The sequence below is a fragment of the Microbulbifer mixtoriginis (SeqCode) genome (genome assembly GCF_052466765.1).
Genome location: NZ_CP174289.1, coordinates 4,766,625 through 4,779,626, shown reverse-complemented (window position 1 = coordinate 4,779,626; position 13,002 = coordinate 4,766,625). Strand labels below are relative to the sequence as shown.

Sequence of the window (13,002 nt, the reverse complement as noted above, 5' to 3'; positions counted from 1 at the left end):
CTTACAGCTAGCTTTTACACGGTGCTCTGAGCCGGGTGACAGTCACAACTGGAGAGTTCTCGTACAATCTCACAGGAATCAGTAGAACCGGGGCCGCCACACTGGCTGCGCAATGCCAGCAAACTCTTCCGCAATTGCTCGAGCAATGCCATTTGGCTGTCCACCCTATCAATATGCTCATCTACCAACGCATTGATTTCAGCACAATGCTCTCTCGGTTGCTCCCGCAAGGTTAACAGTTTGCGTATATCCTCAATGGGCATATCGAGGGAGCGACAGTGCCGTATAAAACGCAATTGCGCCAAGTGCGCTTCTGAATACAGGCGATAATTGCCTTCGGACCTCAATGGTTGCGGCAGCAAGCCCACCTGTTCGTAGTAACGCACGGTTTCCACCTTGCAGCCTGCCTGCTTGGCCGCCTCCCCTATTCGGTAACGCATGCTGGTGTCCCCTTGACTCTATAGTTACTAGAGGGATTGTAATGCTGGCTCACTCATTGAGCTATTCGAGAGTTAACCATGGGAAAACAGGATTCCACTTGCGGCTGTGGCAGTAGCACTGAACCTCTACAACAACCGCTCGATAGTGGCGCCGGAAAGGATAGCGAGAGCTCCCTCTTCTCAATCACCAAAATGGATTGCCCCACCGAAGAAGGTTTGATCCGCGCCAAGCTCACCCCACTCGAAGGTATTTACAGCCTGGACTTTAACCTGGTGCAACGCATTTTGCGGGTTGGACACGCTCCGGGTATGCAGCAACAGATCCTGGACATACTCGCTCCTCTGGATCTGGATGCCAGGGTCGCCTCCCCATCGGATACAGAAAATGCACCACCCGCAACCAAGGCCAATTGGTGGCTGCTGGGGGCGGCCGGCTTTGCGGCGCTCGCTTCTGAGGTGGTGTTCTGGTTACAGGGGGGAAACAGCTGGCTGGTCATGTTGCTGGCATTAGCCGCCATTGCCGGCGGGGGGCTCTCTACTTACAAAAAAGGTTGGATCGCCCTTAAGAACCGCAACCTGAATATGAATGCGCTGATGTCCATCGCGGTCACAGGCGCACTTTTGATTGGGCACTGGCCTGAGGCCGCCATGGTGATGGTACTGTTCACCCTCGCCGAACTGATTGAGGCCAAGTCTCTGGACCGGGCCAGAAACGCTATTCGCGAGTTAATGGACTTGGCCCCGGAAACCGCCACGGTACTTCAGAGTGATGGCCAGTGGCGCGAGGTGAATGCAAAAACTGTTTCCCTCGGCGCCAAGGTCAGGGTCAGGCCCGGTGAGCGCATCGCCCTGGATGGCGAAGTAATAAAAGGCAACTCTGCGGTGAACCAAGCCCCAATCACCGGGGAGAGCCTTCCGGTAGATAAAGAAGCTGGAGACAGCCTCTTTGCCGGCAGCATCAATGAGTCCGGCGCACTGGAATATAGGGTGACTGCCGTAGCCAGTGATGCCGTACTTGCCCGAATCATCCACGCGGTTGAGGAGGCGCAAGGCAGCCGCGCGCCCACCCAGCGTTTTGTCGATCAGTTCGCGCACTGGTATACCCCCCTGGTATTTGCGGTTGCCCTAGCCACAGCGTTAATTCCTCCGCTGTTTTTCTCCGGTGCCTGGATGGAGTGGATCTACCGCGCCCTGGTACTGCTGGTTATCGCCTGCCCCTGCGCCCTGGTCATTGCCACCCCGGTCACCATCGTCAGCGGCCTCGCAGCAGCAACAAGACACGGCACGCTGATTAAAGGGGGGGCATACCTCGAAGAGGGGCGCCGGCTGCGCTGGCTGGCCCTGGATAAAACCGGCACCATCACCCACGGTGCACCGCAGTTAACAGATTTTGCCCTGATAACGGGCACAGATGAGGCGCGAGTTAAGCGCCTCGCCGCCAGCCTCGCCCACCGCTCCGATCACCCGGTTTCGAAGGCAGTGGCAGATTTTCTCAACGCCAGTGGAGCACCCTTACTAGAAGTAGAAGCCTTTGAAGCCCTGGCCGGGCGCGGGATTCGCGGAGAGATTGAAGGCACAGGCTATTACCTGGGCAATCACCGCCTGGTGGAAGAGTTGCGCGTTTGCAGTGAGGAGCTAGAGGATCGCCTCTCAAAACTGGAGTATCAGGGGAAAACTGTCGTTATGTTGGTGGATGCAAACCGTGTTCTGGCTCTGTTTGCCGTAGCCGATACGGTAAAAGAATCCAGCCGCAAAGCCATAGATGAGCTCCACCAATTGGGGGTGAAAACCCTGATGCTGACCGGTGACAATCAGCACACCGCCGATGCCATTGCCAAGGAGGTGGGCATCGATCGGGCTATGGGCAACCTACTGCCAGAAGATAAACTCCATGAAGTGGATTCCCTTGCCGGCCACGGCCGGGTCGGCATGGTGGGCGACGGCATCAATGATGCACCAGCCCTGGCGCGAGCTGATATCGGCTTCGCCATGGGCGCAACCGGCACCGATACCGCCATAGAAACGGCAGACGTTGCCCTGATGGATGACAACCTGGGTAAAATCGCCAGCTTTATCCGCCTCTCCCGTACGACAGCTCATATTCTTTGGCAAAACATTATCCTTGCCCTGGGTATCAAAGCGGTCTTTCTGGCACTCGCCTTTGCCGGTGAAGCCACTATGTGGATGGCAGTATTCGCCGATATGGGGACCAGCCTGCTGGTGGTTTTCAATGGGCTAAGACTGATGCGGAAGTGATCTCAAAACAAGACGGTAGAAAAGTCTGAAAATAGAAAAGACAGTACCAATTATTTAATACGCAACCAATCTATCCCGCAGAAGCTCTCGTTAAACAGGTGCTTGGATACGCAATTATTGATTGCCTTATTAACCAGCAAAAGCAGGCACCTTCGAGAGTTTCTTTGGATAGTGCAAAATTGGCATGACAAAAAACTTTAAACATAAAGAAAGCAGAACTCAGCAACACTGATAACACGCTACAGGCCTAAAATAAAGTATTTCGATTCCGCTTTAGCAAGACATGCCCAATGGCACTTAGGAAGTGTCTAAACAAAGAATTATGCCAGCAAATAGCCCTCTCAAAAAACCGAACAAATAGAAACTAATTCCAGACACCACTTATCCCCTTTAGGCCTCACCTTGTCGTAGGCCAATTGCAGGAAAATCAGCATCCCCATACCCTTTTGTCAACTACAACACTAAAGACATTAAGTCTCTTTAGCGCCAGATAGTCTCACCACAAACATTAATCTAAGAATAAAATCGACTAGAGCCTACGAATGCGAAACAGTCAATTTAGAGCATTTCTTGCCAGCAGCATCATTTCTACCACTCTATTTTCTAGCTCTAGTATTTTTGCTGATGATAGTCGTGCAGTACTCGTTGAGGCTGCACACCCGTGGCAGCAAGCCATTAATACCAGATTATTTTGTTCGGTGTTATCTCCTCCCCTACACCAAGTCTCCAGCCACACTGAAGCCGAGCTCACCCAAGTAAAACCCGTAGGTTCAATAATTAAAGCTGGCGAGTTAGTAGCCGCACAGGATGGATTTTATCTCTCTCAGGAGATTGAGATTATTCGCACAGATATTGCAATCACACAGAGCCAGCTTATTTATGCGGAAGAAGAGCTGAGCAGATTGGAGAAGCTTCGCTCAGCAGACATGGTGTCTCCGTCCCACTTAAACAGCCTTAAGCTTAATGCTGATACCTACCGGCTCACAAAGCAAAGACTCGAGCATCAGCTAACAACAGCCGAATACCGTTTAGAACGACTGCAACACTATGCAAGAACTGATAGTCAAGTTGTAAGTATAGAAGCCAACCCCGGTGAGAGACTGAATTCGGGGCAAAGAATCATGCAATTGCTGCCTCTGAAAGAAAATCAAATTGAGTGCAGCCTTCCCGAAGAAAAATTAAACAATGAAAATTTACTCAACAGCAGCTCCTTTACTTTTAGGGACCAAAATATCCCTTTAAGAAATATTAGTCATACGGTCAATCCGGAAACACAAAATCTCAACCTCTACTTTGAAACAGAATCAGAGCAATTCCCGTCTCTATTAGTAGGACAGAGATTCGAAATAACGATGCGAACACCCCTCTTAACTAAAAACACGCGGGAGAGGGTAACAAAAGTTCCCAGTGATGCCGTAATACTAGAGGGCGACCAATATAAAGTCTGGACTCTAGACAGTGATCAAAGGGCGGTTAGTACCGAGGTTCAAATAATAGATACCTTGAAGGGGCACTTTGTTGTACGTTCAACCATTAAACCTGGAGATCTTGTAGTCGTTCTGGGTTATGAAGGCCTACAACCCAATGAAACTGTCTCTCCGACAAAGAGGGAAAACACATGAAATCCCTGGAGAAATACAGTTCATTTATTATAAGTTGCACTTTTGCCCTAATTGTTGCCGGTATTATTGCGGGCCTAAACTTGCCTAATGCACTACTCCCCACTATCAATCGCCCACAAATTGCACTGGCTATTCCTTGGCCGGGAAAGACAGCGGAAGAGATAGAACAGATATTAGTTGCACCACTTGAGCAGGAGCTATCGAGCCTAAGCTACCTGAAAGAGGTGCAGACAAATATCAACAGTGGCTTTGCCTGGGTCACGATTGACTTTCACTCTGAAGCAGATATGGAGCAAATGTATATTGAGGTACTCTCCAGAATTAATCAGGTACCCAACTGGCCCACACAAGTCCGCACACCCCAAGTTTTCAATTTTGCCAACGGTGCGGGGGCTACGCTGGCAACCTTCTTCCTCTATTCGAAGAAGTCAGCCAGTGAGCTGGAATTAATTGATGCATTTTTAAATCACGTAAAGCCAGCCATCAGTAAAATCCCGGGAGTATCCTCTATAGAAGTTGCCGCTACGCCTATCGCCCAGCGGGTCGATATTGAGTTCGATCCAGAGAAGATGACTCAAAATTCCTTAAGTATTGCTGGGGTAACTGCACATCTTAATGATCTGGTGGACCGATCGGGCGGCAACCTGAAAATTGGCTCTAAAGACTATGCATTACACTTTAAGGGCCAAATTCCCCTAGATAAGCTCTCACAATTACCTATCGCCACACGTGGGAACCAGATCATACGGCTCTCTGATATTGCCTCTGTAAACGCACGACCAGCATCTGACTGGGCATATTTTGCCCTTGAGGGCAATCGATCCTTTTATTTTTACTTGCTCCCTACCGAAAACGTCAATGCTCTTGACACTATTGCACAGCTGAAATCAACCATGGCGGAGCTGAATAGTGGAGAGTTAGCTCGGTTAGACATGGAATTGGCCATAAGCCGTGATGACTCCAAAGGAATCCGAGACTCCCTGAATCTGGTGTACGGGAGCCTCCTTCTTGGATCGCTGCTAGCCTGCTTGGTTTTGTACTGGTTTCTACGCAACCTGAGAACTTTAACGTTAATATTCCTCAGTATTCCCGTATGCATCTCCCTCGTCGTTGTGGGTATGTATATTGGGGGTAGAAGCATGAATGTTATTTCATTGGCAGGCATTGCTCTTTCTATCGGATTGATGGTAGATGCGGCAATTATTGTTGTGGAAAATATTCAAAGGCTTCGCCAGCAAGGCATTGGCACCCAGGAAAGTATTGTACAGGGAACACGAGAAGTTACAGGTTCATTGGCATCATCAACGATATCAAGCGTCATTGTGTTCTTGCCTATTATTGCCATGCAATCTGCAACAGGGCAGTTATTTAGAGATCTCGCTTTTACAATCTCAAGCGCTTTACTCGCCTCACTGCTCTTTGCCTTATTAATACTACCTTCATTCGCAAGGTACATATTGGGCCATTCAAAAAAAATAAAAAAAGAATCTTCAAATACAAGAATTCTATTAGCCCTAAAAAGATGGGTTGCCCTTTCCATCAAAGCTACAGCTACCCCCAGACGGTCTATTACAGCCATTATTCTTGGGCTACCCATCGCACTCATAGCTACCTATGTTTCCACACCCTCCATAGATGTATTGCCAGACCCAAAACAGAATATGGTTTCTGTTTTCATCAATTTTGAGAGCGCACTAGCCACAGATGCTATTAGAACGGATTACGGGGAACGCGTGATGAATCGAATCACCAACAACTTTAAAGAAATAGAAGATCATGTTTCCACTTACGGCATTATCTGCAACCCAAGCAATTGCAACCTCTATATGTATACCCAAGGCGATTGGGATTTTGAATCACTACGGGAATGGATGAATGAAAAAGTACTCTATGGACTTGTAGGCACCCGTATCCATTTCAGGCATGGGGGTCTGTTAAGGTTTGCAATGCCAAACAACCGAATAAGCCAACTGGATATCAAAGGGGCTGAACTTTCCAGGCTACAAATGGCTGGCACTGAGTTAATGAACCATCTGCGCGCAGAGTTTCCAGACGCACAAATCCAGGAGGGGAGCGCACTGCAAAACCGGGCTGTACGCATAGAGTTCCAACCTCGCCTGGATCAATTAACTTATTTAAGTATTACAGTTTCAGAGCTAAACCGCCAACTTATGGCTTTGACTGATGGGATATACATAGGCCATTTTTATACTGGCACTAACACGCTACCATTCTACTTCAAAGCAAAAGACCCTCAGAACCTGGAAGCACTTCTAAACACTGAAATATGGATTGATGGGCACGGCCTGATTCCTGTCCGTGAATTAGCAAGCGCGAAAATAACCCAAGCCCCTGCCAGTATTTTACGAGTTGGGCAAGAAGTCAGCGCATCGTTAAACCTAACCCCGCCAGAAGGGGTAGCAATGAAGTCATTTGTTGAAAATGTAGACCAATCGGTACAGTCCTTTTTAGCTGAAAGCTCCTATAGCGATTTGCACACTCAGTTCAGGGGCAGCGCAAACGAACTAAACCTGTTTCTAGTTGAATTTCTTAAAATATTCTTGGCTGCTCTCGCAGTACTCGCCCTGTTGATGTATTTTGCCCTAAGATCTGCAAAGCTGGCTGCCGCCGTGCTTTGCGCTATACCTCTCTCATTTGCCGGCGGGATGTTAAGTTTACAGCTATTAAACCTTTTCACCCCCCAAAGCCTTGATGTAATTACAATGATTGGTTTCGTAATTCTGATGGGACTTGTAGTCAACAATGCAATACTATTAGTGAATCAATTTCAAAAGTCATTGCAGGCCGGGGCCAGTCAGCTAGAAGCTATTTATGCAGCAGCCAGCTTGCGCGCTCGTCCCATTATGCTAACAACAATCACCTGTATCTTTGGCAACCTGCCTTTGGTGTTAAACCCAGGGAGCAGTGCTGCAATTTATCGAGGCCTGGCGACGGTGATTACTGGCGGGATGATATTTAGCGCTCTGTTTGTTTTAGCCTTTATGTCCGCGCTACTCTCACAAAAGCTGTTCCGCTCTGAGCAGCAGAGTTTTGCTCAAAAGATCGACTTGGACGTGCCTGAACCTGCTAGCGCGTAACATAAGGGTGGCGATCTATTGATCTAACCTGTGCTGGCAATAACAGCCAAAATGTCAGCACAGGTGTGTCTCGCCGGTTTCTAATCTGCTATAGAGAGTTGTTTATTACCCTTAGTGAAAGTAACTACTCCAAACCCAATCACAAATACCCCTATTCATCCATATCCCCTAGCAACCTACATTGTGCAAAGCGCCATCAATTTACGCCCACAACCTCTTTTTTAATATAGATACCCAGACGTTTTGCAAGGCGGACCAAGTTACCCCTATCCATTGAGAGCGATTTCGCTGCCCTACTCCAATTCCCATCGCTCTGAGTCAATATATGCTTTATAAGATCCCGCTGATATTCTTCAGTGGCTACCCTAAGATTTATTACCCCAAGCGGAGGCTGAACGGGCTTCTCAAACTCTGGTTGCGCCGCTATGTCATCCGGAATCTCTATATGTGCCGCTGTCAGCGATACAATTTCAGAGAGTGATGCATTTTTTCTTGCCTTGAGCGCTGCGCGACTGATGATATGCTCCAGCTCTCTCACATTTCCAGGCCAGCTATAACGCTTTAATTTACTGGAAGCATCTGCTGATAGCCGCAGCTGACGGAAGCCAAGCTTCCTCGTGGAGCGCTCCAAAAAATAATCTGCCAGCAGCAGAACATCATTTTCTCTCTGTGATAGTGCGGGTACTTCCAGAGGGTAAACAGAGAGACGGTGATACAAATCGGCCCTGAATCCACCTGAGTCGATTTCTTTGAGCAAATCCCGATTGGTAGCGGCCACAATACGCACATCTACATGCTGTACCGCATCCTTACCAACAGGCTGAATTTCACCACTTTGCAGTACCCGCAGCAGTTTACCCTGGACTGATAAAGGCAGTTCACCCACTTCATCCAGAAAAAGTGTCCCGCCGTTTGCCAATAGAAACTTTCCCGGGCGATCCCGATCAGCGCCAGTAAAAGCCCCTTTCGCATGCCCGAATAATTCCGCCTCTGCCAGTGTCTCTGTTAAGGAGGCGCAGTTGAGATAGACAAGGGGTTTTTCCCGGCGAGATGACAGCCGATGTACCGTGCGGGCAACCAGCTCCTTACCCACCCCAGTCTCCCCCAGAATAAGCACGCTGTAGTCAGACCCTGCAACTAATTCAATATCACTTCGCAAGGCCCTCATCACTTGGCTTTCGCCGATTAACTCACCGCCATCGCGCAGAAAGGCTTCCTGGGTCAACTCTTTCACCAGTTGTTCGGCATGTTCAGCAGAAAGGGACAGCGCTTTTAGCTCCAAAGCCGTTTTGAGAGTAGCGGCTGAGAGTGCGGCGATTAACTCAAGCGTTCGATCGCTAATCAGGCTATAGGCGTCTGAGGTCATACTATCCAAAGTAAGCAGCCCCACTAGATGATTGTCAGAATACAGTGGCAAACCGAGACAGGAGTGCACCGGTAGGTCCCCTTCCCTATCCAGTAGTAAGCCATCAAAAGGGTCCGGCAGATTGCAATCAGAGGGGAAGCGAACGGGAGCATCAGAACTGCAGATTTGCGCTAGGCGGGGATGCTCGTTAATTAGGAAACGCCGCCCCATAGTACGCCTGGCCAAGCCCTGCACAGCAAGGGGGGTAAGCACCTCTCCATTCAGCCCCAGCAAGGCCACCGCATCACACTTAATTGCCTTGCGGATGGTGGAGAGCAGTCGTTCAAATCGGTCACTATTATTCAGGCTATTTGCGAGATCCAGAGCTACTTCAAGCAGTAGAGTAGAATTGATATCCACCATATCCCACCAAGTCAATAAGCTTCTTTTGTGTCATTATGACATGGTCGCTATATAGGTCAAATTGACACAAACGAATATCATAATTAATTTTACTTATTGATTTATAAGGAATTATTAAGCTGGCACAACATTTGCCTAATAACCATTGAGGTTATTTAGTAATAGAGGCGAAGACAATGCTGGACACATACACTTTAAAAATTCGCAGGCGTTTTGAACTCTTGCTCAAGGCCGGAAATCTCACCCTGTTGCTCTCTACCCCCCTGCTATTACTCACCGTTGTCATCTGCTACCCGCTCTCCCATTATTTTTCTATCCCAGCCCAAGTGGCGGGCCATATTTTTATGATTATCAGCGCAACGTTTATCAAGATTGGCTATGTCAGCCGCTGCGTTGCGCAATACAACCTGTGCCAGGAAGTGCGCTAACTGATCACGCCGAGCTTCTCGCCTCCATCCCCTTTGGGGGCGACCTTTGTAGCTTTCAAACTTTCCACACCATCACCTCAGCAGCCGCATCTAACAACTACCTCAGTGCTATCTTCTCTTCAGGGCCATCAACCCTGCACAGCGATCAATACAAACCCCATAAGGAAACTCGATGTCTGCAATGAGCCGTCTGGCCCTGCTGGCTGTGGTATTTATCGACTTGATGGGTCAAGGACTGCTATTCCCCATCATTAATGAACTGGTCATGTCCACCAAGTTTCAATTCCTGCCTACAGACACCGCACAATCCACCCGCCACCTCTACTATGGCATTGTTATCAGTAGCTTTTTTTTAGCTTGGTTTGTTGGGGCGGTGTATATCGCTAAGTTATCTGACAGTATCGGCCGAAAAAGCGCGATGGTACTTTGCTTGGTCGGCGCCCTGGCAGGCTATGCCATTACACTCGCTGCCTTATTTACCAGCAGCCTGTGGTTGCTGATTCTTGGGCGCGTGGTCAGTGGATTTACTGCCGGCAACCAGCCCATTGCCCAAGCGGCAATGATTGATGCAAGCCGTGATGAACTGGATGCTTCAAAAAACTTGGGGTTACTGGTGGCGGGAATGAGCGCGGGAGCAGTTGCGGGACCAATTATCGCTGGAGTCTTAGCCGACAAGGCCTTACTCGGTAATATTGCAAGCATTCAACTGCCTTTTTATTTTGCGCTACTTTTGGTTGCTATCACCCTCGGCCTAATTCTGCTCTTTTATCACGATAGCCGCCCCCCGACTTCGCCTATTCAATTGCGCTTATCTGACTTATTCAGGCAATTTGCACACCTCAAAGAGAGGCCCTTAGTTATCAGGCTTTGCCCAGCTTACCTAAGTTTTATGCTGGTTCACCTCAGTTTTTATATCTTTATCACCAACTATCTCAGCAGCCGCTTTGGCCTCGGCTTACTGGGAACCAGTATGGCCATGCTATTCATGGGAATCGCCGTGGGTACTTCCAGTATCTTTTTGGTTAAACCCGTGCTGTCTAAATGGGGTAAGCCACTGGTTATCAAGGTATCGGCATTGACTATGGGGGCCTGTGCGCTGGTTTTTGCTTTCAGTAACCAGGTTTGGCTTTGTTACTTGAGTGTGTTTCTCGCCTACTTGTGCTTTGGACTAGCCTATCCGGCACTACTGAACTTGTTTGCCAATAGTGTGGATGAGAGCGAACAGGGATGGGTAATGGGTATCGCCACAGCGGGCTTCACCATTGTGGCCACCCTTATCTCACTATTGGGTGGCGGCGCTATGGAAATTAATATCCGACTACCATTTTTTATCACTGCCATTGCGGCTGTTTTCGTTTTGATACTGAGCTGGTTCAGTTGGCGTAGCAGTGCAATGAAAAAAATTGTTGATCGGTGAAGCCTCCTGAATACTATCACGGTATCACTGCGAGCCAGAGCTTGAAATGAGGCCGCAGAAATACCGTGAACTAGCGTTGCTACCTCAAGCTATAGCTTGCTCGCCAACTCCTTAATTTCGTGATTCAGTATTCGATCGTTATGGCTGTAATCCATGGGAACTTCTATCAAATGTACCCCACCCTCCCGGCAGCACTTCTCAATCATCGGTTTTAATTCATCTGTTGCCTGTATTCGATGCCCTTCGGCACCATAAGATTTCGCATAAGCCACAAAATCAGGATTGGTGAAATCGAGACCAAAATTCTTAAGCCCCATCATGGACTGCTTCCATTTGATCATGCCATAGGCATCATCGCGCAAAATCAACACAATTAAGTCCAGCTTCAGGCGCACAGCGGTTTCTATTTCCTGGGAGTTCATCATAAAACCCCCGTCCCCACAGATAGCCACCACCCGGCGATCGGGACAAACCAGCTTGGCCGCCATGGCCGATGGCAAACCAGCCCCCATAGTGGCCAGCGCATTATCCAAAAGTACGGTATTCGGAAAGTAAGCGGGATAATTGCGGGCAAACCAGATCTTGAACATGCCATTATCAAGGGCAATCACGCCCTTCTCTGGCATCACCTCACGCACATCCCTTACTAGTCGCTGGGGTCTGATGGGGAAAGTATCTGCGCTCGAACCCTCCTCAATATGCTTCTGCAAGGCAGCACGGATGCGGTGAGCATCGCTAAAACTCCAGTGCTCTTGCGGCTCTAGGTGTTCCTGCAGCTGCCATAGGCTGTTGGCGATATCACCGATCACTTCTATCTGCGGGAAATACACCGGGTCTACCTGGGCCGCATTGAAGTTAATATGTACCACTTCTGGCCCACCAGGGCGCATAAAGAACGGGGGCTTCTCTACAACATCGTGACCTACGTTAATGATCAGATCTGCCTGCTCAATAGTGCGATGAATAAAGTCACCATCGGATAAGGCCGTATTGCCAATAAAGTGCGGCCCTGATTCATCGATCACTCCCTTACCCATCTGCGTGGTAATTGCGGGGATTCCCAGCTTTTCCACAAATTTTCTCAGCATCTTCGACGTCAGCTTTCTGTTCGCGCCGGCGCCGATCAGCAGTAGAGGCTTGCGAGAGCTGGCGATAGCCTCAGCCGCCTTACGAATGGCTTTTTCTTCAGCAATGGGACGGCGCTGATAGCTGATGTCGAGCACCGGCATGGCAGAATGCTCCCGGGCGATATCCTCAGGAAACTCCAAGTGCGTGGCCCCTGGCCGCTCTTCCTCTGAGAGACGAAAGGCTTCGCGCACATACGCCGGCACATAATCCCCTCCCACAATCGTTTTTGTGTACTTGGTAAGGGGCCGCATCATGTCGACGATATTAATAATTTGAAATTGTCCCTGCTTGGAACTCTTAATAGGTTTCTGCCCAGTAATCATCACCATAGGCATCCCTCCCAGCTGAGCATAAGCTGCCGCGGTAACCAGATTAGTGGCACCCGGCCCCAGGGTTGCCAAACACACACCAGACTTACCGGTAAGGCGGCCATAAGTGGCCGCCATAAAACCAGCGGCTTGTTCGTGACGGGTAAGGATTAATTGTATTTTGGAGCCCCGCAAAGACTCCAACATATCCAGATTCTCCTCGCCGGGAATACCAAAAACATACTCAACCCCCTCGGCTTCCAGGGCGCGCACAAATAGATCGGATGCTTTCATAAGAGCGTCTCTCGTCGTTGTAATCACTCATGATTTGGCCAGATATGGGTTATTCGACACTTCTTTCTTTGCTTTTTTACTTGCTAGCCTAAAACCTGATCCAGCATTCCCCACACCCATTGGGCAGAGTCAGTATTTTGCACTTACGGATGCAAAACCCCTCTGAGTTTTAGCACAGGATGACTCCTTCGGAGACCGCAAACTCCACTTTTCCTATTAGTCCAGTTTGGAAGACTAATTTGC

General features: G+C 49.0%; 8 protein-coding genes. 5 read left to right on the top strand and 3 right to left on the bottom strand.

Translation table 11 applies throughout. The features are described from left to right. Window positions 1-14 precede the first annotated feature (14 nt). Window positions 15-440 carry a Cd(II)/Pb(II)-responsive transcriptional regulator gene (gene cadR / locus ACJJIV_RS20815; protein ID WP_444886291.1) on the bottom strand — a complete coding sequence of 142 codons (426 nt, stop codon included), beginning with the start codon at window positions 438-440 and terminating at the stop codon, window positions 15-17. 78 nt (window positions 441-518) lie between these two features. On the opposite strand from cadR, the gene ACJJIV_RS20810 reads away from it, so the two are divergent. The 3 genes from ACJJIV_RS20810 (at window position 519) to ACJJIV_RS20800 (ending at window position 7,416) form a co-directional block, all read left to right on the top strand. Next, entirely contained in the window at window positions 519-2,696 is a 2,178-nt protein-coding gene (locus tag ACJJIV_RS20810) for a heavy metal translocating P-type ATPase (protein ID WP_444890212.1), read from the top strand. A gap of 542 nt (window positions 2,697-3,238) precedes the next feature. After that, window positions 3,239-4,318 (top strand): efflux RND transporter periplasmic adaptor subunit, encoded by a 1,080-nt coding sequence (locus ACJJIV_RS20805; RefSeq protein WP_444890211.1) that lies wholly within the window; start codon window positions 3,239-3,241, stop codon window positions 4,316-4,318. Then, the gene (locus ACJJIV_RS20800) at window positions 4,315-7,416 is read left to right on the top strand and encodes an efflux RND transporter permease subunit (protein WP_444890210.1); all 3,102 of its coding nucleotides are present in this window, start codon (window positions 4,315-4,317) and stop codon (window positions 7,414-7,416) included. Before ACJJIV_RS20805 ends, ACJJIV_RS20800 begins: the two co-directional genes overlap by 4 nt. 196 nt (window positions 7,417-7,612) lie before the next feature. Here ACJJIV_RS20800 and norR read toward each other — a convergent pair whose 3' ends face one another. Further along, window positions 7,613-9,199, bottom strand: a complete 1,587-nt coding sequence (gene norR / locus ACJJIV_RS20795) for a nitric oxide reductase transcriptional regulator NorR (RefSeq protein ID WP_444890209.1) — start codon at window positions 9,197-9,199, stop codon at window positions 7,613-7,615. Between the two features lie 161 nt (window positions 9,200-9,360). Between norR and ACJJIV_RS20790 the strand changes: the two genes are divergently transcribed. Then, window positions 9,361-9,612: a hypothetical protein gene (locus ACJJIV_RS20790; protein WP_252081748.1), complete on the top strand. Its 252-nt coding sequence runs from the start codon at window positions 9,361-9,363 to the stop codon at window positions 9,610-9,612. A 172-nt stretch (window positions 9,613-9,784) separates the two neighbouring features. Next, window positions 9,785-11,029 carry an MFS transporter gene (locus tag ACJJIV_RS20785; RefSeq protein ID WP_444890208.1) on the top strand — a complete coding sequence of 415 codons (1,245 nt, stop codon included), beginning with the start codon at window positions 9,785-9,787 and terminating at the stop codon, window positions 11,027-11,029. 89 nt (window positions 11,030-11,118) lie between these two features. Here ACJJIV_RS20785 and ACJJIV_RS20780 read toward each other — a convergent pair whose 3' ends face one another. Beyond that, a complete protein-coding gene (locus tag ACJJIV_RS20780) occupies window positions 11,119-12,759 on the bottom strand; it encodes an acetolactate synthase large subunit (RefSeq protein ID WP_444890207.1) in 1,641 nt (546 codons plus the stop codon). Window positions 12,760-13,002 lie beyond the last annotated feature (243 nt).

Coding starts and splice junctions, on each gene's coding strand:
- ACJJIV_RS20800 (WP_444890210.1), top strand. CDS start 4,315: ATGAAATCCCTGGAGAAATACAGTTCATTTATTATAAGTTGCACTTTT.
- ACJJIV_RS20780 (WP_444890207.1), bottom strand. CDS start 12,759: ATGAAAGCATCCGATCTATTTGTGCGCGCCCTGGAAGCCGAGGGGGTT.
- cadR (WP_444886291.1), bottom strand. CDS start 440: ATGCGTTACCGAATAGGGGAGGCGGCCAAGCAGGCAGGCTGCAAGGTG.
- ACJJIV_RS20805 (WP_444890211.1), top strand. CDS start 3,239: ATGCGAAACAGTCAATTTAGAGCATTTCTTGCCAGCAGCATCATTTCT.
- ACJJIV_RS20785 (WP_444890208.1), top strand. CDS start 9,785: ATGTCTGCAATGAGCCGTCTGGCCCTGCTGGCTGTGGTATTTATCGAC.
- ACJJIV_RS20790 (WP_252081748.1), top strand. CDS start 9,361: ATGCTGGACACATACACTTTAAAAATTCGCAGGCGTTTTGAACTCTTG.
- ACJJIV_RS20810 (WP_444890212.1), top strand. CDS start 519: ATGGGAAAACAGGATTCCACTTGCGGCTGTGGCAGTAGCACTGAACCT.